Raw genomic sequence first — 20,363 nt, forward strand, 5'->3', positions numbered from 1 at the left:
CACGTGCCGGTTCTCACCTCCGTGAGCGCCCTTTCCGGCGTACCACCACCGCTGCGCCCAGACCCGCTGCGGCGATCCACGGTGCGCCGGAGACGAACGGATCGAGCCACTGGTGGTTGACGTCGGCACGCGAACTCCGCCGCCTCGACGCCCCGCCGTGCGCGGTGATCTCCGACCGGATCCCGCTCTCGGTCACGGGATTGTCGGGACGGCCCTGCATCAGAGCCCGGACCCGGCTCTCGGCGACGTCGATGCGGTCGGCGCCGATCAGGAGCAACCAGTGCGCGGCGCGGCCTTCGCTGTAGCGGCGGTAGGCGTGCCTGCGCACGACGCCGGACAGTCCCTTCAGCGGCGCCGTGGTGCCGAAGACCGGGGTGACGAAGGCATGCTCGATCGAGCGTTCGCGGGTCTCGTACCCGGGCTGGCGTTCGGGGAAGTCCCAGTGCGCGCCGGTCGTCTCAGGTGCGAAGCGTTCCTTCGGCACCGAGGGCCGATCGCGAGGATCCAGGTCGACTCCCCATCCGGGGATGCGGGCGCGCAGTTGGTCGGGGGTCTCCGGGGGTTCGGGCTTGTCTGCGGTGTAGGCCATGGCGGATCCTCCTCAACTCCCGTCGGCGACGATGATCGGCTTGATGCACCTGTCGAGCTTCGACGAGAACATGTGGTAGGCCTCGGGGATGTGTTCGAGCGGGACACGGTGCGTGACGATGTCGTTCGGCTTCAGATAGCCGTTGCGGACGTGCTCGAACAGACGGGGCCACTGACGTTTGACGGGGCACTGGTTCATCCGCAAGGTCAGCCCCTTGTTGAGCGCGTCGCCGAACTTCACGGCACTGAAGATCGGGCCGTAGGCGCCCACCACCGAGACGGTGCCGCCCTTGCGGACACCGTCGATGGCCCAGTTCAGCGCGACCGGCGAGCCACCTTGCATCTTCAGTTTCGCGGCCGTGACGTGCTGCAGGAAGTTGCCGTCGGCCTCCGCCCCGACCGCATCGATGGCGACGTCCGCTCCGAGATGACCGGTGATCTTCTTCAGGTGGACGATGATGTCGTCGTACTCCGCGAAGTTGTAGGTCTCGGCGTGAGCGAAGGTCCGGGGGGTGTCCCTATGTTGATGTCAACCGACCGGGGATGCCACTGAAGTGCGGTCCGGTAGGGGCTGGAATAATCGACATGCATGGAATCCGTTGTGACACTGTCAGGTGGGGACGCGGGTGAGCTGCTGACGTTGCAGCGTGCTGCATATGTGACTGAGGCGCAGGCCCACGACGACGTGAACCTTCCCCCGTTGATGCAATCCCTCGACGAGTTGGTGAGTGAGCTGACGCAGCCCGACGTGCTCGCGTTCGGGTTGCGCGATGACTCCCAACGTCTCGTCGCCGCCGTGCGCGTGTATCTCTCTCCGACGGAGCCTCATACCGCCGAGTTGGGAAGGCTGGTCGTGGCCCCGGACATGCAAGGCCAGGGCCGGGGCAGTCGACTGCTCGAACTGGTGGAAGAGCGACTACCTGAGCAGATCACTGATCTGCAGTTGTTCACAGGTGAGCGCAGCCTCGGCAACCTGCGGCTCTACTCCCGATTCGGGTATCAGGAAACGCACCGCACTCCGACTCCGGGCGGCTATGCGCTGATCCATCTGGCGAAGCAAGTGCGCTAACAACGGGTCAAGCCCCAACTCGTGGTCTGTGCTCATGCTGCTTCTGCGATTGGGGACCGGTAGAAGGTCTTGTTCTTGAGCATGGCGTAGAGGACGTCGCAGCGCCGCCGCGCAAGGCAGATCAGGGCGGCGTTGTGCTTCTTGCCCTCGGCGCGTTTGCGGTCGTAGTAGGCGCGGCTGGTCGGATCGTGTAACGCGGCGAATGCGGACAGGAACAACGCCCGTTTGAGCTTGCGGTTGCCCGATCGGGCGGGGTGCTCCCCACGGATCGACGACCCGGAACGATGAGTCACCGGGGCGATACCGGCATAGGCCGCCAGGTGTGCCGCAGACGCGAACGCGGAACCGTCACCGACCTCGAGGAGGACGCGGGCTGCAGTCCTGATGCCGACGCCGGGCATCGACATCAGGACCTGGGAAAGAGGGTGGTCGTCGAGCATCCTCTCGACATCCTCGGCAATGCTCTTGCGCTGCTGCAGAACTTCTTTCAGAGAATCTGCAAGTTTCGGCAGAACGATCTCGGCGGCGGCACTGCCCGGCACCGTCACAGATTGCGCATCCAGGGCGGCGAGGATCTCCTCGGCGAGACGGGTGCCCATTCGCGGAGCGTGCTTGGTTGCGAGTGTGGTGAGCCGGCGCTTGCCGGCCTTGCGGATACCGACCGGTCCACCGCAGCGCGACAGGATTTCGAGCACGGCCGGATGCGCGATCCTGGGGCCCAGGACGCGTTCGAGAGCGGGGTGGATTCCGGTGAGCAATCCGCGGATGCGGTTGCTGATGCGGGTGGCCTCACCGGCGAGATCGTCGTCGAATCCGACGAGTACCCCGAGTTCGGCCAGGGCCTCGTCACCGACATCGACCCGGCGCAGCGTGTGCGGCATCGTGCGGGCGGTGTCGGCGATGATGAACGCATCTCGGGCGTCGGTTTTGGCCTGACCCGGGTAGAGGTCGGCGACGCGGCGCATCGTCAATCCCGGCAGGTACGCCACGGCGTGGCCGCAGGCTCGGGCCACGGTGACCGGCAGAGCGCCGATCGTGTTCGGTTGGTCGACGATCACCAGTACCGGGCCGTGTTCGGCGAGACGGTCGAACACAGTCCGCAGTTTGGTTTCGTCGTTGGGCAGGGCTTTGTCGAACAGTCGAGTGCCCGAAGGGTCGAGTCCGACGGCGTGGTGTTCGCCTTTGCCCACGTCGATGCCGCAGAACACGGCGTAGGTCGGGTCCATGAAGCGTGCCTTTCGTTCCGCTCCGGACGGTCACCGATCCGACGTCGATACCCGGCACCCACGTTACGAAGAGACCTACCGCAAATCCGGTGGCCGTGTCCCTATCAGCGGTCCATCGACGTCACCAGGTTCGGCGACACCACCCCCCGGATCATTCGAGAGACAGGGGCAAGAAGTCATACCGAACTTGGCGACCGTGGTCCCGCGGTGCGGGACTACGAAGAAGGTAACGGGGCGTCGGTGAGCATCAGGGCGTCCTCGCCGTCCATCCAGTCGGGCACGATCGTTGGGCCGACGTCGGCGAACGGCACCCGCACGAACTCGGCCTGGCCGCCGTCGTAGCCGCCGCAGGTGTGCGAGTAGCCGTAGATGCCGCCGACCGCGGTGGCGTTGGGGTTGACGTTGTGGCAGTTGGAGTACAGGCCGCGCGCGCAGAAGAAGCACGACCCGCAGAAGACGTTGAACGGGACCATGACCCGGTCGCCGGGTTTCAGGCTCTGCACCGACGGCCCGACCTCGTGGACCACCCCGACGAACTCGTGACCGAAGGTCGTACCGACGCGGGTGTCGGGCATCATCCCGTGGTAGAGGTGCAGGTCGGAACCGCAGATCGCCGCCAACTCGACGCGCACGATGGCGTCGTTGGGGTGCTCGATCCGGGGAATGTCCTTCTCTTCGACGCGGACCCGATAGGGGCCGCGATAGACCATCGCGCGCATACGTGCTCCCTCGTCCTGGCTCGTGTGGTCGCGAATACCCGAGGGAAGGCGCTCCAAACGGCAGGTCGCGGGATCAGAGCGCGGGGACGTCCGGGGCGGGATGGGCTCCGCCGGACAGTGGAGGGGTCTGCGGTCCGGCGACGAACGCCCGGTGGAGCGCGTCGACGACGTCGGCGACGGCGTGACGGCGGGCGAACGCGCGTCGCTGCAGCATCGCCCCGGTGCCGCGGGCGAGGATCGCCTCCCACATCGCCACCGCGCACCGGCGGTCGCCGGCCTCCTCGAGTCGGGGGCCGATGTACCGGAGGAAGGCGCGGAAGGACTGCTGCGCGGTGGTGGGCCGCCCGGTGAACACGTCGACGGCACGTCCGGTCGGCCCCTCACGAGCAGCGCACAGGTACGCGGCGTGGACGACCTCGTCGGCGACCGGAGGAGCAGTGATGCCCGCCCGGACCTCTCGTTCGGCGGTGGCGACGAGCGCGCGGACGAGCATCGCCAGGAGAACAGTCTCGTCGACCGTCGCCGGCACGTCGCTCACCCGGATCTCGACGGTGGGCAGATGCGCCGAGGGACGCACGTCCCAATAGATCATGCCCGGATCGAGGATGTTGCCGCTCTCGATCATCATGGCGACGATCGCGTCGTAGTGCTCCGCCGACGTGAACCGCGGGGGAGGACCCGCGCACGGCCACCGGGAGGCCATGATCGCCCGCCAACTGGCGTACCCGGTGTCGCGGCCCCGATGGATGGGCGAGTTGGCCGTCGCGGCCAGCAGGGTGGGCAACCACACCCGGACGTGATTGCACACCAGGACGGCGGTTTCGCGGTCCGCGACACCGACGTGGACGTGGCAGCCGCAGACCTCCTGCTCCTCGGCGAGACGTCCGTACCGCTCGGCCATCGTCCGGTAGCGCGGCACATCCGTCACGGACGCGAGCTTCTGGAGCGTGGGCGACACACCCGACGCGAGCAGACCCGCGTGCGCCTCCCGCGCGGCCGCGGCTGCGACGGTCCGGCCCTCGACGACACGCGCGCGCAACTCGGCCGAGCTGCGGCAGACCGGTGTGTTCACCTCGACCTGGATGCGTTTGAGCTCGTAGTCCATGTCGAGTCCGAGCCGGGCGGCTGCGGCCACGACGAGGTCGTTGCTCGCGGTCAGCCGTTCGGAGGTCGGGTCGACGAGGAAGAACTCCTCCTCGACGCCGACGGTCGGAGCGGGGGTCGGGGGCATGTCCGGAGTCGGTCTGTGGCGCCGAGGCATCGTTGCCTCCCTGCATAGCGAGGCGCCGTCGGTACAGCCGGCGCCGTCGTTGACGCCGGCGCCTTCTCGACCGACCGCTGACCTACGGGGGTGAGACGACGATACTCGGATTTCACACCGGAGAACGGCATTCGATGGTGGAGAGGGACCGACCGGAGGTGGGGCGGGGCCGGTCCCTCCACACCCCCTACGGTGTCATCCGACGACGCCCCACCCGTTCGCGGTCGCGTCCGCTGGAGGGACGCGACGAGGAATCACGACGCGGTGGTTCGTGCGGTCGTCGGAATGCGGACGGGCTGGGCCGGACGGGACGGTCCGGAACGACGAAGCCCGCCGGTGCTGTGTGCACCCGGCGGGCTTCCTCCGTGGAGGGGATGACGGGAATCGAACCCGCGTAGCCAGTTTGGAAGACTGGGGCTCTACCATTGAGCTACATCCCCGTTGCGCCTGCAGCGCCGGTGTCGACCGGTGCTGCGGCTTGCGAGATGAGACTGTACCGGACCTCGCTTTGGATTTCATAATCGGGGGGCCGTAGGATTCTGCGATGGGTCCCGCGGTCGGATGCGGTGCCTTCACGACCGGGATGTGGCGCAGCTTGGTAGCGCATCCGCTTTGGGAGCGGAGGGTCGCAGGTTCGAATCCTGTCATCCCGACCAGATCGAACAGCGTCAGCGCGCTCAGTAGTGACACGAACGACCGACAAGAGAGCACGACAGAAGGAGCATGTCCGTGAAGAGCACCGTCGAGCAGCTGAGCCCGACGCGAGTCCGTATCAATGTTGAGGTGCCCTTCGAGGAGCTCCAGCCTGATTTCGACCGCGCTTTCAAGGCCCTCGCCGGCCAGGTCCGCATCCCGGGCTTCCGCCCCGGTAAGGCACCTCGCAAGATCCTCGAGGCCCGCGTCGGCCGCGGAGCCGTCCTGGACCAGGTCATCAACGAGGCCATCCAGAGCCGCTACAGCGAAGCCGTGACCGCGAACGACGTCAAGGTCATCAGCCAGCCCGAGATCGACGTCACCAAGCTCGAGGACAACGTCGAGCTGGCGTTCACCGCCGAGGTCGACGTGCGTCCCGAGATCACCCTCCCCGATTTCTCCGAGATCGCCGTCACCGTCGATCCCGTCGAGATCACCGACGAGGACATCGCCGAGCAGCTTCTGTCGCTGCGTCAGCGCTTCGGCACCCTGACGGGTGTCGAGCGTCCGGTGCAGGACGGCGACTTCGTCTCCATCGACCTGTCCGCGACGGTCGACGGCAACGAGGTTCCCGAGGCCGCCACCGAGGGCCTGTCGCACGAGGTCGGCTCCGGCCAGCTCATCGACGGACTCGACGAGGCGATCATCGGCCTGTCCGCCGGCGAGTCGAAGGAGTTCACCTCCACGCTGGTCGCCGGCGAGTACGCCGGTAAGGAAGCCGTCGTCACCGTCAAGGTCAACACCGTCAAGCAGCGCGAGCTGCCCGAGGCCGACGACGAGTTCGCGCAGCTCGCGAGCGAGTTCGACACCATCGGCGAGCTCGAGGCCGACCTCCGCGAGCGCGTCCAGCGCGTCAAGCAGGTCGAGCAGGCCGGCCAGATCCGCGACAAGGTCCTCGAGGTTCTCCTCGAGACCGTCGACATCCCGGTTCCCGAGGCTGCCGTCCAGGCCGAGGTCGACAGCGCGCTGCACGACGCCATCCACGAGCTCGATCACGACGAGACCAAGCTGAACGAGCTGCTCGAGGCCCAGGGTTCGAGCCGCGAGGAGTTCGACAAGGAAGCACGCGAGTCCGCCGAGCGTTCGGTGAAGACCCAGCTGCTCCTCGACGCGATCGCCGAGGCGGAGAACACCACGGTCGAGCAGCAGGAGCTGACCGAGCGCATCTTCTTCCAGGCGCAGCGCTACGGCATCCCGCCGGAGCAGTTCATCCAGCAGATCAGCCAGGCCAACCAGCTCGGTGCCGTCTTCGCCGACGTCCGCCGCGGCAAGGCGCTCGGCACCGTCGTCGATCGCGCCAACGTGACCGACACCACGGGTGCGACCGTCGACACCGCCGAGCTGTTCGGCACCAAGAAGGACGATGACGCCGAGGGCGAGAACGCCGAGGCGGAGACCACCGAGGACTCGGCCTCCGAGTAGTCGGGCGACCCGCGGAGATTCGAAACCCCAGGGGCACGAATTTCCGCTTTCAGCGAAGAGGGGCGGCACCGGGCATCCGGTGCCGCCCCGTTTCGTTAGTGTCAGTGTCAGCAACCCACGATCGACGAGAAGGCAGGTACCCGTGACTCCTCAGAATCCGGCGACATCCATCGGTCCCGCGATGACCTCGGCCACGGCTGGGCTGAACCTCAGCGACTCGGTGTACGAACGCCTGCTCCGCGAGCGCATCATCTTCCTGGGCACCCAGGTCGACGACGACATCGCGAACAAACTGTGCGCGCAGATCCTTCTGCTGTCGGCCGAGGACCCCACCCGCGACATCTCCCTGTACATCAACTCACCGGGCGGTTCGGTCACCGCCGGTATGGCGATCTACGACACGATGAAGTTCGTCGAGTGCGATGTCGCGACCTTCGCGATGGGTCTCGCCGCCTCGATGGGTCAGTTCCTGCTCTCCGCCGGTACCAAGGGCAAGCGTTACGCACTCCCGCACGCGCGGATCATGATGCACCAGCCGTCCGCAGGCATCGGTGGTACGGCGAGCGACATCGCGATCATGGCGGAGCAGTTCGCACACACCAAGCGCGAGATGGCCGAGCTCATCGCGGAGCACACGGGCCAGTCGGTGGAGCAGATCACCAAGGACTCCGACCGCGACCGCTGGTTCACGGCGCAGCAGGCGCTCGAATACGGCTTCGTCGACCACGTCGTCTCCCGGGCGCAGCAGGCCGGCGGCACCGCCAACTAGGTCCCGGCCCGATCTGCCCTCACACCACCGAATTCTTGGAGAAGCGATGACCAACATGTTCGATCCGCGCCAGCTCGGCGGCGCCGCTCCTGCCTCGCCCGCGAGCCGCTACATCCTCCCGTCGTTCATCGAGCACTCGAGCTACGGCGTCAAGGAATCCAACCCGTACAACAAGCTGTTCGAAGAGCGCATCATCTTCCTCGGCGTCCAGGTCGACGACGCGTCCGCCAACGACGTGATGGCCCAGCTGCTGGTGCTCGAGTCGCTCGATCCCGACCGCGACATCACCATGTACATCAACTCGCCGGGTGGTTCGTTCACCTCGCTCATGGCGATCTACGACACCATGCAGTACGTCCGCGCCGACATCACCACGGTGTGCCTCGGGCAGGCGGCATCCGCCGCGGCCGTCCTGCTCGCCGCCGGCACCCCCGGCAAGCGTCTGGCGCTGCCCAACGCTCGCGTGCTCATCCACCAGCCCGCGACGGGTGGCATCCAGGGACAGGTCTCCGACCTCGAGATCCAGGCCGCCGAGATCGAGCGCATGCGTACCCTCATGGAGAACACGCTCTCGAAGCACACCGGTAAGGATCCCGAGCAGATCCGCAAAGACACCGATCGGGACAAGATCCTCACGGCGGAGCAGGCCGTCGAATACGGTCTGATCGACCGGGTCCTCGAGTACCGCAAGCTCTCGGCCCAGAAGTAGAACGTCGCAGGCGGTTCCGGAAGGCACGGTGCCTTCCGGAACCACCGACGCCGGGACTGTGATCGCCGACACATGTTGTGGTGTACAAATATGACCGGAAACGCGCAGAACCGGTCGACCTGCGCGCCGACATCCGGGTACGGTCGATCAAAGGGCCCGCTCCCCGGGACCGCCCCGTGTGGTGGTTGCGGGACCGGTTGCACGCACACGAGGAAGTAGGGACCTGACTGATGGCACGTATCGGTGACGGCGGAGATCTGCTCAAGTGCTCCTTCTGCGGAAAGAGCCAGAAGCAGGTCAAGAAGCTCATTGCGGGCCCCGGTGTCTACATCTGCGACGAGTGCATCGATCTCTGCAACGAGATCATCGAGGAGGAGCTGGCCGAGACCAGCGAGGTCAAGCTCGACGAGCTGCCCAAGCCGGCCGAGATCCGCGACTTCCTCGACAACTACGTGATCGGCCAGGACGACGCCAAGCGCACGCTGGCCGTGGCGGTCTACAACCACTACAAGCGCATCCAGGCCGGCGACAAGGGTCGCGACTCCCGCGGTGAGACGGTCGAACTCGCGAAGTCCAACATCCTGCTTCTCGGCCCCACCGGTTGTGGCAAGACCTACCTCGCGCAGACGCTCGCGAAGATGCTCAACGTGCCCTTCGCCATCGCCGACGCCACCGCACTGACGGAGGCCGGCTACGTCGGTGAGGACGTCGAGAACATCCTCCTCAAGCTCATCCAGGCCGCCGACTACGACGTCAAGCGCGCCGAGACCGGCATCATCTACATCGACGAGGTCGACAAGATCGCCCGCAAGAGCGAGAACCCGTCGATCACTCGCGACGTGTCGGGCGAGGGCGTGCAGCAGGCGCTGCTGAAGATCCTCGAAGGCACCCAGGCATCCGTCCCGCCGCAGGGTGGTCGCAAGCATCCGCACCAGGAGTTCATCCAGATCGACACCACGAACGTGCTGTTCATCGTGGCGGGTGCATTCGCGGGTCTCGAGAAGATCGTCTCCGACCGCGTCGGCAAGCGCGGCATCGGCTTCGGCGCCGAGGTTCGGTCGAAGGCCGAAATCGACACCACCGACCACTTCGCCGACGTCATGCCCGAGGACCTCATCAAGTTCGGCCTGATCCCGGAGTTCATCGGTCGTCTGCCGATCCTCGCGTCGGTGACCAATCTCGACAAGGAATCACTCGTCCAGATCCTGTCGGAGCCGAAGAACGCTCTGGTCAAGCAGTACGTGCGCCTGTTCGAGATGGACGGCGTCGAACTCGAGTTCTCCCAGGACGGACTCGAAGCGATCGCCGACCAGGCGATCCTCCGTGGCACCGGCGCCCGCGGGCTCCGCGCCATCATGGAGGAGGTGCTCCTGCCCGTGATGTACGACATCCCCAGCCGCGACGACGTCGCCAAGGTCGTGGTCACCGCCGAGACCGTCAACGACAACGTCCTTCCGACGATCGTGCCGCGCAAGACCGATCGGGAACGGCGCGACAAGACCGCCTGATTCCGAAGACCCTTCGGAACTGCACGAGCGCCTCGGCACGAAAGTGCCGAGGCGCTCGTCGTCGTTGGCGGTCGAATCCGGTCCGTCGGTGGATCAGCGCAGTGTGATGGTACCGCCGTCGACCATGAGTGTCTGGCCCGTCATGTAGGACGCATCCTCACTGGCCAGAAAGACCGCGACACGGCCGATATCGGCCTGCGGGTCACCGAAGCGGTGCATCGGGGTCTTCGCCAGTAGCGCCTCCTCGACGCCGGGGTTGGCCGCGATGTACGCCTCGACGCCCTCGGTCAGTGCCAGAGGCGAGATGACGTTGACATTGATGTCCTCCGCGGCCCATTCGTTCGCCGCGACCCGGCTGATCGCCCGGATCGCTTCCTTCGCAGCGGCGTACGAACTCTGCGTGGCGCTCCCGTCGATCCCGGCTCCCGACGCGAAGTTGATCACCGACCCCTTGTTCGCGGCGAGCTGGGCGTGCGCTGCCTTCATCAATCGGAAGGTCGGATAGAAGCCCGTGCCGAACGACAGGTCGAGCATCTCCTGTGTGGTCTCGAGCAGTGGCGCCTGCCGGGACGCGTGCGCGTTGTTGACGAGCACGTCGAGCTTTCCGAAATGCTCGACGGCGTCCGCGACGATCGTCTCGGCGCTCGACTCGTCGGAGATGTCCGCGTACAGGAATTTCCCGGCTTCGCCGACCTCGGCTTCGAGGGCTTCACCCGCGGGCCGGTCGATGTCGACGAACAGGACGCGGGCACCCTCGTCCACGAATGCTCTGACGATGCCGCGCCCGATCCCTCCGGCGCCACCGGTGACGATCGCAACCTTGTCTGCAAGCCTCATGGCGTGCTCCCTTCGTGGGTCCGGTGTCAAGCGATCAGTCGACGGCCAGCGCGGCCTTCTCGAGTTCCGCGATGCTGTAGGCGGCGTAGGTCTCGTACGGGCCGCGGCCGGTGAAGTACGACGAGAGCTGCTCGTCGAGTTCCTCGACCGTGAATGCCGAACCGGCGGCGTCGAAGCGGTTCTCGACGGTGGGTGCGGCCATGAGCGCGACCATCTTGCCGTACACCACGAACACCTGTCCGGTGATCTCCGAGGACGCCGGTGAGGCGAGGTAACGCACGAGGGTGGCCACGCGCTCCGGCGCCAGGGGATCGAGTCCGGTCGTGGCGCCGGCCTCGCCGAAGGCCTCGGCGGTCATCGCGGTGCGTGCGCGGGGGCAGATCGCATTCGCGGTGACGCCGTATCGCGCCAGCCCCTGCGCCGTGGACAGTGTCAGAGCCGTGATGCCTGCCTTCGCAGCGGAATAGTTCGGCTGTCCGGCGGAACCGAAGAGGAAGGCCTCCGACGAGGTGTTGACGACGCGGCCGTAGACCGGTCCACCCGCAGCCTTGCTCGCCTGACGCCAGTGCACCGCCGCCGCATGTGAGGTGGCGGCATGGCCCTTGAGGTGCACTCGGATCACGTCGTCCCAGTCGGACTCGGTGAGGTTGAAGATCATCTTGTCGCGGATGATGCCCGCGTTGTTGACGAGGATGTCGAAGGACCCGAATGTCTTGACCGAGTCCTCGACGAGGCGACCGCCGAGAGCCCAGTCGGACACGTCGCCGGTGACGGCGATGGCCTGGCCTCCCGACGCGACGATTTCCTCTGCCACCTCGTGCGCCGCGTCGCCCATGTCGTTGACGACGACGGCGGCACCGGCCTCGGCGAGGGCGAGGGCTTCGGCGCGGCCCAGGCCGGCCCCGGCGCCGGTCACGACCGCCGCGCGCCCGGCCAGACTTACGGATTCACCCATGGAACGTCTCCTGTTCGATTGCGGCGGTTCGTCAGTGCACCGCGCCGGAATCAGTATTCATTCTAGTTTCGGGTGGTGGTCGGTTCACCCACGGGACAGGTCCCACTGGCCGGGATCAGGCGGGATACGAGACGTGCCCACCTGAAACGTTCATCGCCGGCAGTGGCCGATGCGCCACCGGTCGTGAAGGGGAGGAATCGAGCATGCCCAGACTTGCGGAGGCCCGGGACGCCGCAGAACCGAGTTCGGCGGAACAGCATGCGCGATACGGCCGGATCATCGACGCTGCTGCACAGTTGGGGGCGGTGAAGGAACTCGAACGCGTTCGGATGCAGGAGGTCGCCGAACTCGCCGGCGTCGCCATCGGGACCCTCTACCGCTACTTTCCGTCCAAGACCCATCTGTTCGTCGCGGTCATGGTGGATCGGATCGATCGGATGGGAACCCACCTCTCCAGGCGCTCGCAGTCGTCCTCGTCGCCTGTCGACGTCGTATACGACGCGTTGCTGCAGGCCACCCGGGCGCTTGTGCGCACTCCGTTGATGGCGAACGCGATGATCCGATCCGCCGCGTCGTCGAACGCCGCCACCATTCCCGACGTGGCGAAGATCGACCAGCACTTCGACGGACTGCTCCTGGCCGCCGCGGGTATCGCGGAACCCACGGTGCGGGACGCAACCGTCGTGCGGTTGGTCGTGGCACTGTGGTTCGGTCTCGTCCAGTCCGCGCTCAACGGGCGAGTATCGATCCCCGAGGTCGAGTCCGATCTGCGCGTCGCGTGCGACCTTCTGCTGGTCGATCTGCCCGCCGGTACGCGCTGACGGGCAATTCTCGAAGACCGCATTCCGCAAGGCCCGTCCCGCTCGGTGGGACCGTGCGGGAAACTGCGGTCACCGTAACTAGAATAAATTTCAATATCTTCGAGAGCTGGGAGTGGGCATGAGCAAGGTCGTCATCGTGGAGGCCGCGCGGACACCGATCGGTCGTCGTCGCGGACAGCTGGCCGGGGTCCACCCCGCGGTGTTGCTCGGTGTCGCCCAGAAGGCCGTTCTCGACCGCACCGGACTGCCTGCCGACCAGGTCGGTCAGCTCGTCGGGGGCGCCGTGACCCAAGCGGGGGAGCAGTCCAACAACGTGACTCGGCAGGCCTGGCTCCACGCAGGTCTCCCGTACACGACCGCCGCGACCACCATCGACTGCGCATGCAGTTCGTCGCAGCAGGCGGTCCACATGGTGGCCGGACTGATCGCGTCCGGGCAGATCGACGCCGGAATCGGATGCGGCGTCGAGGTCATGAGCCGCGTGTTCCTCGGCCAGGCAAACGCCCCGGGCACCGGCAACCCCTATCCGGACGACTGGTCGATCGACATGGGCGACCAGTTCACCTCTGCCGAACGTATCGCCCACAAGCGCGGCATCAAACGTGACGATGTCGATGCTCTCGGATTCGAGTCGCAGCGTCGCGCCGCAGCCGCGTGGGCCGAGGGGCGCTTCGACCGCGAGATCGTCCCGGTGCAGGCGCCGGTCGTGACCAAGGAGGGCGAGCCCACCGGTGAGATCGCGACCGTGACGCGTGACGGAGGTCTTCGCGAAACCACCGCGGAAGGACTCGCCGGTCTCCGGCCGGTCATCGAGAACGGAATCCACACCGCCGGAAACTCCTCCCAGGTCAGCGACGGCGCGGCCGCCGTACTGCTGATGAGTGAGGACAAGGCGCGCGAGGCGGGTCTGCGGCCACGTGCCCGTATCCTCGCGTCGACGCTCGTCGGTTCGGACCCGTACTACCACCTCGACGGCCCCATCGACGCGACTCGCGCGGTACTCGAACGCACCGGAATGTCCTTGTCCGACATCGACATCGTCGAGATCAACGAAGCCTTCGCTTCGGTCGTGTTGTCCTGGGCTCAGGTCCACGGGGCCGACATGAGCAAGGTCAACGTCAACGGCGGCGCCATCGCGCTCGGCCACCCCGTCGGTTCCACCGGCTCGCGACTGATCACCAGTGCCCTGCACGAACTCGAACGCTCGGGCCGTTCGACTGCACTGGTCACGATGTGTGCGGGTGGCGCGCTGGCCACCGCCACCATCATCGAGCGCATCTGACGCCGGACATCTTCTACCCAAAGGACCCGTAATGACTCTGGGATTGAGCGACGAGGACCGCGAACTCCGCGACTCCGTGCGCGGCTGGGCGGCACGACACGCCACACCCGACGTGATCCGCACGGCCGTCGAAGCGAAGACGGAAGCCCGCCCGACGTACTGGAGCTCGTTCGCCGAACTCGGCATGCTGGGATTGCACCTGCCCGAAGAGGTCGGAGGCGCCGGTTTCGGACTACTCGAAACGGCGATCGTCGCAGAAGAACTCGGACGGGCCATGGTGCCGGGCCCGTTCCTTCCGACCGTGATCGTGTCCGCGGTCCTCGACGAGGCCGGCCGTCGCAGCGAACTCGACGGGCTCGCGGACGGTTCGCTGTTCGGTGCGGTCGCCCTGCAGCCGGGGGACCTGCGCGTGGAGCGCGACGGCGATTCCGTCACCCTCTCGGGAACCTCCGGTGTCGCCCTCGGCGGCCAGGTCGCGGATGTGTTCCTGCTCGCGGCCGACGACGGTGGTGAGCGGGTATTCGTCGTCGTGACCCGCGACCGGGTCGAGGTCACGAACCTGCCCAGCTACGACGTGATCCGCCGCAACGCCGAGATCACCGTGAGCGCCCTGACGTTGTCCGACGGGGACGTGCTGAGATCGGACCCGCATCGGATCGTCGATATCGCCGCGACCTTGTTCGCCGCCGAGGCCGCCGGTCTCGCGGACTGGGCGACCACCACCGCCGCGGACTATGCGCGGGTCCGCAAGCAGTTCGGCCGTGTCATCGGACAGTTCCAGGGTGTCAAGCACACCGTCGCCCGGATGCTCTGCCTCACCGAACAGGCTCGGGTCGTGGCCTGGGACGCAGCGCGAGCGCGGCGCGAGGACGTGCCGGACGACGAGGCGTCGCTGGCCGTGGCGGTCGCCGCGTCCATCGCCCCGGAGGCCGCCTTCCAGGTCACCAAGAACTGCATCCAGGTGCTCGGCGGTATCGGCTACACCTGGGAGCACGACGCGCACCTGTACATGCGCCGCGCGCAGTCCCTCCGGATCCTGCTCGGCTCCACGGCGTCGTGGCGGCGCCGGGTCGCCCACCTCACGCTCGACGGTGCCCGCCGCGTGCTGAGCGTCGATCTTCCGCCCGAGGCGGAACGGATCCGCGCCGACGTCCGTGCCGAACTCGAGCCGGCGAAGTCGCTGGAGAACGCAGCGCGGAAGGCGTATCTGGCGGAGAAGGGCTACACCGCTCCCCACCTGCCCGAACCGTGGGGGAAGGCCGCCGACGCCGTCACGCAACTCGTCGTCGCCGAGGAACTGCGCGCCGCCGAACTCGAACCGCACGACATGATCATCGGCAACTGGGTGGTGCCGACCCTGATCGCGCACGGCAGTACCGAGCAGATCGAGCGATTCGTCCCGCAGTCGTTGCGCGGGGATCTCGTGTGGTGCCAGCTCTTCTCCGAGCCCGGCGCCGGGTCCGACCTTGCGGGCCTGTCCACCAAGGCCGTCAAGGTGGACGGCGGATGGAGGCTCGATGGCCAGAAGGTGTGGACGTCGATGGCGCGGGTCGCGGACTGGGGCATCTGCCTCGCCCGCACCGACGCGGAAGCGCCCAAGCACAAAGGCCTGTCCTACTTCCTGATCGACATCAGGAACACCGAGGGGCTCGACATCCGGCCGCTGCGGGAGATCACCGGCGAAGCCCTGTTCAACGAGGTGTTCCTCGACGGCGTGTTCGTGCCCGACGAGTGCCTCGTCGGCGAGCCCGGGGACGGATGGAAGCTCGCCCGTACCACCCTCGCGAACGAACGCGTCTCCCTCTCGCACGATTCGACTTTCGGTGCCGGCTGCGAGACCCTCATGGCGCTCGCGAACGGTATGCCCGGTGGGCCGGACGACGAACAACTCACCGTCCTCGGCAAGGTTCTCGGCGATGCCGCGTCCGGTGGCCTCATGGGTCTGCGTACCGCTCTGCGGTCCCTGGCCGGTGCACAGCCGGGTGCCGAGTCCTCCGTCGCCAAGCTCCTCGGCGTCGAGCACCTCCAGCAGGTCTGGGAGACCGCGATGGACTGGGCCGGTACTGCGTCGTTGCTCGACGACCAGGACCGAACCTCGGCGACCCACATGTTCCTCAACGTGCAGTGCATGTCCATTGCCGGTGGGACGACCAACGTCCAGCTGAACATCATCGGTGAGAGGCTTCTCGGCCTGCCCCGCGATCCCGAACCCGGAAAGTGACGCCCATGCCCATCGATACCGATGTCGCGCTCTCCGCTACGCCCACCGTCCGCGATGCCTCGTGGACCGAACGCGATGTGATCCTCTACCACCTCGGTCTGGGTGCGGGTGTCGACTCGCTCGATCCCGCCGAACTGCGGTGGGTGTACGAGAAGGACCTGCGGGTCCTGCCGACCTTCGCGATGGTCGCCGGTCAGGGTGTCTCTGCCGGTGCGGTGACACAGGCCGGACTGAGCCTGCCGGGAATCGACATCGACCTGCGCAGGATCCTGCACGGTGGCCAGTCCGTCACCGTGCACGCCCCGATCCCGATCTCGGGTTCGGCGACCGTCTCGTCTCGCATCTCCGATGTGTGGGACAAGGGCAAGGCCGCCGTGATCGTGCTCGAACAGTCCGCAGTGGATGCCGACGGAAACCCGTTGTGGACCAGTGCGATGCAGATCTGGGCGCGCGGTGAGGGCGGCTTCGGCGGAGACGCCGGGCCCCATGTGTCGAACGCAGTGCCGGAACGGGACGCCGACAAGACCCTGGTGTCACCTACGAGCACGCAACAGGCACTGGTGTACCGGCTCAGTGCCGACATGAACCCGCTGCACGCGGATCCCGAACTCGCGAAGACAGCCGGTTTCGATCGGCCGATCCTGCACGGACTCGCCTCGTACGGTGTCGTGTGCAAGGCCGTCGTCGACGGTGTGCTCGGTGGAGACCCGACCCGGGTCCGGTCGTTGTCGGTCCGCTTCGCCGGCACGCTGTACCCCGGGGAGACGATCGAGACGGAGGTCTGGCGAGACGGCGACACCCTCACCCTGCTCGCCACATGTCCCGAGCGCGACGGGCAACCGGTGCTCACCCACGCCACGATGGAGATTCGATGAGAGTCGACCCGGACACCCACCCCGTCGTCGGACACGCGCCCGACGGTACGGTTCTGACCTCGGCACCGCAGGACACCGCCGTCGACCGCGCCACCGCCGCCGCGCGGCGCGTGGTGGACGCGTTGCTGCGCACCGACCGTGGCAACGCGAATCTCGAGCGGGTCGCCGAAGAGCTCGACAATATCGCCGCGCACCTCGAGGAACACGCTCCCGAAGTGCGGGAGCGACTGATCGACATGTGGCACGGGGAGGGCGTCACCCGGCACGATCCGGTCACCGGTCCGGAGAACGCGCTCGCTCCGCCGCTGGTGTTGGCCGGTCGCGAAGACGGATCGGTGGAAGGCGTCGTCGAACTGACCTTCCCGTACCAGGGCCCGCCCGGGCACGTGCACGGCGGAGTCTCCGCCCTCCTGCTCGATCACACGCTGGGTGTGGCGAACGCCTGGGCCGGGCGCAGCGGCGCCACCGCACAGCTCAACGTGCGGTACCACCGGCCGACCCCACTGTTCGAGCCGCTGACGATCACCGGTCGTCTGGTCGAGCAGGACGGCCGCAAGATCAACACGGTCGGCGAGATCAGGACCGCGGACGGCACGGTGTGCGTGTCCGTGGAGGCGCTGTTCATCGACAGGACGGTTCCCCGTCCTCGCTGACGGCCTGCGCCGCACACGCCGTCGTATCGGAAAGGAACGGCATGGGGAAGTTGGACGGGCGGGTGGCGATCGTCACCGGCGCCGGGATGGGGATCGGCCGCGGATTTCGTCCCGACCGACGTCACCGACCGCGAACAGGTGCACGCCATGGTGGATGCCGCGGTGCGCGAATTCGGCACTGCGCAGCACGACCGTACTGCGGCTCGGGAATGGGCGCCGAAACAGTTGTGCTGCAACGTGATCTGCCCCGGCGTGCAGAGCGCGGCATACCGACGGGTGGCGGCGGCCGACCCGCAGATGGCCGCCACGCAGGCCGCGGCGAACCCGATGGGCCGCATCGGCGACCCTCTCGACGACATCGGCACGGTCGCAGCCTTTCTCGCGAGCGACGACTCCTGCTATCCCACAGGCAACACGCTGTTCGTCGACGGCGGTAGCCACGTCAACGGCGTGCAGTGAGCGCCGAACGTGGACTGACATCCCAACGGAGGATTCATGCTCTCTCGTACTTCCCGGCGTGTGATGGCAGTACTCGCCGCAGCGTCGATGCTCGGCATCACGTCCTGCTCCGGCTCCGGCGACGACGCCGAGGAGACTGCCGGGGGACCCGGCTCCCTCGTCACCGAACGCACCCTCACCGGTACGGCGGCGCTTCCCAGCGCGTCGCGAACGCATCTGATCACCTACCTGTCCGATGGTGCCGATCGGCGCCCCACCCTCGTTTCGGGCACGGTCGCGATCCCCGAGGGAGAAGCGCCCGCCGGAGGCTGGCCCGTGATCAGCTGGGCGCACGGCACCACCGGGGTCGGTGACGCCTGTGCGCCGTCCGCCGACACCCCCGGTGGTCCCGCCCACTCCTACATCAGCAGGACGACTGCCATGCTCGACCGGTGGGTCGCAGACGGCTACGCCGTGGTCCAGACCGACTACGAAGGCCTCGGCACACCGGGCGGACATCCCTACATGAACGGAGACAGCGCAGCCGACAGTGTCGTCGACATCGTGCGTGCCGCTCGTCAACTCGATCCGGCTATCGGTACCCGATGGATCGCGATGGGACACAGTCAGGGCGGGCACGCCGCGCTGTATGCGGCGGCTCGTGGCACGGAACGCGCCCCTGAACTCGAACTGCAGGGCGCGGTCGCCTTCGCCCCGGGCAGTCGCACGAGTGAGACGGCCGAGTACTACGCGACCGCCGGACCCGCGATCGGTCCGGCGCTCGGGTTCCTGCCGGTGCTGCTGCTCGGAGCGCAGGCGGCGGACCCGAGCATCGACGCCGACGCGATGCTCACCGACGCCTCGCGCCCCTTGCTCGACGCCGCGCGCACCGGGTGCATGGACGACATCCGCGAGGTGGCGAGCACGGTACCGGTGGATCAGGTGTTCGCTCCGGATGCGGACCTCGAACCGCTCCGTGAGTACTACGCCGGTCAGGAGGTCGAACCGCTCACCCTGAGGGTGCCGACGCTCGTCGTGCAGGGAAGCGACGACGCGCTGGTACTGCGTCCGGTCACCGATCAGGTGACCGCGGCGCTGTGCGGCAACGGAGCCGACCTGAGCTATCGGGTATACGACGGAGCCGATCACCGAGCGGTACTCGAGGAGTCCGTCGACGACGTGCGGGCGTTCGTCGACGGAGTACGCGCGGGCGAGGCGCAGGACGGCACGTGCGGTTGATGCCGCCGATCAGTCGGTCTTGATGCGTTCGGGGACGGTGTAGACGTTCATCGTGTCGCCGCGGAGGAAGCCCACGAGGGTGAGGTCGGACTCCGCGGCGAGATCGACGGCCAGCGACGACGGCGCCGAGACCGCCGCGAGCACGGGGATCCCGGCCATGACCGCCTTCTGCACGAGTTCGAACGAGGCGCGTCCGCTCACCATGAGCACGCTGTGCGAGAGCGGCACCCGGTTGTCGGTCAGGGCCCAGCCGATCACCTTGTCGACGGCGTTGTGCCGGCCGACGTCCTCGCGCAGGGCCAGCAGCGCCCCGTCGGGGGTGAACAGTGCGGCCGCGTGCAGACCGCCGGTCGACTCGAAGACCTGCTGGTGCCGACGCAGCGTGTCGGGCAGTTCGGTGAGGGTGTGCGTTCCGATACAGGTGGTGCCGGCATCCTTCAGTGGATATCGCGTGCGCGTGCGCACCTCGTCGAGCGAGTTCTTCCCGCACACCCCGCACGCGGAGGTCGTCGTGAATGCGCGTCGCCCCGTCCCTTCGGGGACGGTGACGCCGGGTGCGAGGGCGACGTCGAGAACGTTGTAGGTGTTGGCGCCGCTCTCGTCCACCCCGTCGCAGTAGCGAACGGCGGCGATGTCCTCGCGACTGCCGATCATCCCTTCGGCCAGCAGGAATCCGTGGACGAGATCGACGTCGTGACCGGGGGTGCGCATCGTGATGGTGAGCGACTCACCGCCGACCCTGATCTCGAGCGGTTCCTCGACGGCGAGGGTGTCGGGACGTCGCGTCGCCCTGTCCGCAGTGATGCGCAGTACCGGTCGACGTGTCGTGACCCGTCCCATCGTCTACCTCCCAGATGCGTGCAGCGGTTCGAGCCGTCGTTCCCGCGGAACCCGGGCAGGGCAGGGATACCCGGGTGGCACAGGTTGTGCACACCGCGGGATGCGGCGTCTCGTCCTCCATACTGCCTGCCCGGACGCAACGGCATCCCCGTCCGGTGAACTGCGGTGGCGTTACACGAAGTTCACCCGCGCCTCGCAGGGACATTACAGAGTGGGTCCACTCTCAGGGGACGGTGAT

17 protein-coding genes, 2 tRNA genes and 3 pseudogenes are annotated in these 20,363 nt (G+C 67.2%); 13 read left to right on the top strand and 9 right to left on the bottom strand.

Features of this window, described 5'->3' with window-relative positions; translation table 11 throughout:
* Window positions 1-13 precede the first annotated feature (13 nt).
* Entirely contained in the window at window positions 14-589 is a 576-nt protein-coding gene (locus BO226_RS05225) for a hypothetical protein (RefSeq protein ID WP_024100567.1), read from the bottom strand.
* A gap of 12 nt (window positions 590-601) precedes the next feature.
* Window positions 602-1,096, bottom strand: a pseudogene (locus BO226_RS05230) (glutathione-dependent formaldehyde dehydrogenase); the annotation flags it as partial.
* A gap of 81 nt (window positions 1,097-1,177) precedes the next feature.
* Between BO226_RS05230 and BO226_RS05235 the strand changes: the two are divergent.
* Entirely contained in the window at window positions 1,178-1,657 is a 480-nt protein-coding gene (locus BO226_RS05235; RefSeq protein ID WP_064257580.1) for a GNAT family N-acetyltransferase, read from the top strand.
* 32 nt (window positions 1,658-1,689) lie between these two features.
* Here the strand turns inward: BO226_RS05235 and BO226_RS05240 are convergent, their stop codons facing one another.
* The 4 genes and pseudogenes from BO226_RS05240 to BO226_RS05255 all read right to left on the bottom strand — a co-directional run bounded on the left by BO226_RS05240 (window position 1,690) and on the right by BO226_RS05255 (window position 5,303).
* Window positions 1,690-2,883 (bottom strand): IS110 family transposase, encoded by a 1,194-nt coding sequence (locus BO226_RS05240; protein ID WP_064257581.1) that lies wholly within the window; start codon window positions 2,881-2,883, stop codon window positions 1,690-1,692.
* A gap of 233 nt (window positions 2,884-3,116) precedes the next feature.
* Window positions 3,117-3,602: pseudogene (locus tag BO226_RS05245) on the bottom strand (alcohol dehydrogenase catalytic domain-containing protein); the annotation flags it as partial.
* A 73-nt stretch (window positions 3,603-3,675) separates the two neighbouring features.
* Window positions 3,676-4,833 (bottom strand): carboxylate-amine ligase, encoded by a 1,158-nt coding sequence (locus BO226_RS05250; RefSeq protein ID WP_071934756.1) that lies wholly within the window; start codon window positions 4,831-4,833, stop codon window positions 3,676-3,678.
* 396 nt (window positions 4,834-5,229) lie between these two features.
* Window positions 5,230-5,303 (bottom strand) — tRNA-Gly (locus BO226_RS05255).
* Between the two features lie 139 nt (window positions 5,304-5,442).
* Between BO226_RS05255 and BO226_RS05260 the strand changes: the two genes are divergently transcribed.
* From BO226_RS05260 to clpX, 5 genes are all read left to right on the top strand, one after another.
* Window positions 5,443-5,519: transfer RNA gene (locus tag BO226_RS05260), tRNA-Pro, on the top strand.
* A gap of 73 nt (window positions 5,520-5,592) precedes the next feature.
* Window positions 5,593-6,978: a trigger factor gene (tig, locus tag BO226_RS05265; RefSeq protein WP_346772272.1), complete on the top strand. Its 1,386-nt coding sequence runs from the start codon at window positions 5,593-5,595 to the stop codon at window positions 6,976-6,978.
* Window positions 6,979-7,159: 181 nt separating this feature from the next.
* On the top strand, window positions 7,160-7,747 hold the full coding sequence (locus BO226_RS05270) for an ATP-dependent Clp protease proteolytic subunit (RefSeq protein ID WP_006551141.1): 588 nt from the start codon (window positions 7,160-7,162) through the stop codon (window positions 7,745-7,747).
* Between the two features lie 46 nt (window positions 7,748-7,793).
* Complete coding sequence (locus BO226_RS05275; RefSeq protein WP_016691867.1) at window positions 7,794-8,456, top strand: ATP-dependent Clp protease proteolytic subunit; 663 nt, start codon at window positions 7,794-7,796, stop codon at window positions 8,454-8,456.
* A 230-nt stretch (window positions 8,457-8,686) separates the two neighbouring features.
* Window positions 8,687-9,964, top strand: a complete 1,278-nt coding sequence (gene clpX, locus BO226_RS05280) for an ATP-dependent Clp protease ATP-binding subunit ClpX (RefSeq protein WP_006551142.1) — start codon at window positions 8,687-8,689, stop codon at window positions 9,962-9,964.
* A gap of 93 nt (window positions 9,965-10,057) precedes the next feature.
* Here the strand turns inward: clpX and BO226_RS05285 are convergent, their stop codons facing one another.
* Window positions 10,058-10,801, bottom strand: a complete 744-nt coding sequence (locus BO226_RS05285) for an SDR family NAD(P)-dependent oxidoreductase (protein WP_019289045.1) — start codon at window positions 10,799-10,801, stop codon at window positions 10,058-10,060.
* A 34-nt stretch (window positions 10,802-10,835) separates the two neighbouring features.
* Window positions 10,836-11,756 carry a 3-oxoacyl-ACP reductase gene (locus tag BO226_RS05290; protein WP_071934757.1) on the bottom strand — a complete coding sequence of 307 codons (921 nt, stop codon included), beginning with the start codon at window positions 11,754-11,756 and terminating at the stop codon, window positions 10,836-10,838.
* A 203-nt stretch (window positions 11,757-11,959) separates the two neighbouring features.
* Between BO226_RS05290 and BO226_RS05295 the strand changes: the two genes are divergently transcribed.
* The 7 genes and pseudogenes from BO226_RS05295 to BO226_RS05325 all read left to right on the top strand — a co-directional run bounded on the left by BO226_RS05295 (window position 11,960) and on the right by BO226_RS05325 (window position 19,285).
* On the top strand, window positions 11,960-12,577 hold the full coding sequence (locus BO226_RS05295) for a TetR family transcriptional regulator (protein WP_071934758.1): 618 nt from the start codon (window positions 11,960-11,962) through the stop codon (window positions 12,575-12,577).
* A gap of 118 nt (window positions 12,578-12,695) precedes the next feature.
* Window positions 12,696-13,859, top strand: a complete 1,164-nt coding sequence (locus BO226_RS05300) for a steroid 3-ketoacyl-CoA thiolase (RefSeq protein WP_071934759.1) — start codon at window positions 12,696-12,698, stop codon at window positions 13,857-13,859.
* 31 nt (window positions 13,860-13,890) lie between these two features.
* The gene (locus BO226_RS05305; protein ID WP_016691873.1) at window positions 13,891-16,080 is read left to right on the top strand and encodes an acyl-CoA dehydrogenase; all 2,190 of its coding nucleotides are present in this window, start codon (window positions 13,891-13,893) and stop codon (window positions 16,078-16,080) included.
* 5 nt (window positions 16,081-16,085) lie between these two features.
* Window positions 16,086-16,955 carry a MaoC/PaaZ C-terminal domain-containing protein gene (locus BO226_RS05310; RefSeq protein WP_071934760.1) on the top strand — a complete coding sequence of 290 codons (870 nt, stop codon included), beginning with the start codon at window positions 16,086-16,088 and terminating at the stop codon, window positions 16,953-16,955.
* Window positions 16,952-17,608 carry a PaaI family thioesterase gene (locus tag BO226_RS05315; RefSeq protein WP_071934761.1) on the top strand — a complete coding sequence of 219 codons (657 nt, stop codon included), beginning with the start codon at window positions 16,952-16,954 and terminating at the stop codon, window positions 17,606-17,608. The genes BO226_RS05310 and BO226_RS05315 overlap by 4 nt, the downstream gene beginning before the upstream one ends.
* A gap of 41 nt (window positions 17,609-17,649) precedes the next feature.
* A pseudogene (locus BO226_RS05320) lies at window positions 17,650-18,067 on the top strand (SDR family oxidoreductase).
* A 36-nt stretch (window positions 18,068-18,103) separates the two neighbouring features.
* Window positions 18,104-19,285, top strand: a complete 1,182-nt coding sequence (locus BO226_RS05325) for an alpha/beta hydrolase family protein (protein ID WP_071934762.1) — start codon at window positions 18,104-18,106, stop codon at window positions 19,283-19,285.
* A gap of 9 nt (window positions 19,286-19,294) precedes the next feature.
* Here the strand turns inward: BO226_RS05325 and fdhD are convergent, their stop codons facing one another.
* Window positions 19,295-20,125, bottom strand: a complete 831-nt coding sequence (gene fdhD / locus BO226_RS05330) for a formate dehydrogenase accessory sulfurtransferase FdhD (RefSeq protein WP_071934763.1) — start codon at window positions 20,123-20,125, stop codon at window positions 19,295-19,297.
* Window positions 20,126-20,363: the final 238 nt, after the last annotated feature.

It is taken from the genome of Rhodococcus sp. 2G (genome assembly GCF_001886355.1).
GTDB lineage: Bacteria > Actinomycetota > Actinomycetes > Mycobacteriales > Mycobacteriaceae > Rhodococcus > Rhodococcus pyridinivorans.

Coding starts and splice junctions, on each gene's coding strand:
- BO226_RS05225 (WP_024100567.1), bottom strand. CDS start 589: ATGGCCTACACCGCAGACAAGCCCGAACCCCCGGAGACCCCCGACCAA.
- BO226_RS05235 (WP_064257580.1), top strand. CDS start 1,178: ATGGAATCCGTTGTGACACTGTCAGGTGGGGACGCGGGTGAGCTGCTG.
- BO226_RS05240 (WP_064257581.1), bottom strand. CDS start 2,883: ATGGACCCGACCTACGCCGTGTTCTGCGGCATCGACGTGGGCAAAGGC.
- BO226_RS05250 (WP_071934756.1), bottom strand. CDS start 4,833: ATGCCCCCGACCCCCGCTCCGACCGTCGGCGTCGAGGAGGAGTTCTTC.
- BO226_RS05270 (WP_006551141.1), top strand. CDS start 7,160: ATGACCTCGGCCACGGCTGGGCTGAACCTCAGCGACTCGGTGTACGAA.
- BO226_RS05275 (WP_016691867.1), top strand. CDS start 7,794: ATGACCAACATGTTCGATCCGCGCCAGCTCGGCGGCGCCGCTCCTGCC.
- clpX (WP_006551142.1), top strand. CDS start 8,687: ATGGCACGTATCGGTGACGGCGGAGATCTGCTCAAGTGCTCCTTCTGC.
- BO226_RS05285 (WP_019289045.1), bottom strand. CDS start 10,801: ATGAGGCTTGCAGACAAGGTTGCGATCGTCACCGGTGGCGCCGGAGGG.
- BO226_RS05290 (WP_071934757.1), bottom strand. CDS start 11,756: ATGGGTGAATCCGTAAGTCTGGCCGGGCGCGCGGCGGTCGTGACCGGC.
- BO226_RS05295 (WP_071934758.1), top strand. CDS start 11,960: ATGCCCAGACTTGCGGAGGCCCGGGACGCCGCAGAACCGAGTTCGGCG.
- BO226_RS05300 (WP_071934759.1), top strand. CDS start 12,696: ATGAGCAAGGTCGTCATCGTGGAGGCCGCGCGGACACCGATCGGTCGT.
- BO226_RS05305 (WP_016691873.1), top strand. CDS start 13,891: ATGACTCTGGGATTGAGCGACGAGGACCGCGAACTCCGCGACTCCGTG.
- BO226_RS05310 (WP_071934760.1), top strand. CDS start 16,086: ATGCCCATCGATACCGATGTCGCGCTCTCCGCTACGCCCACCGTCCGC.
- BO226_RS05315 (WP_071934761.1), top strand. CDS start 16,952: ATGAGAGTCGACCCGGACACCCACCCCGTCGTCGGACACGCGCCCGAC.
- BO226_RS05325 (WP_071934762.1), top strand. CDS start 18,104: ATGCTCTCTCGTACTTCCCGGCGTGTGATGGCAGTACTCGCCGCAGCG.
- fdhD (WP_071934763.1), bottom strand. CDS start 20,125: ATGGGACGGGTCACGACACGTCGACCGGTACTGCGCATCACTGCGGAC.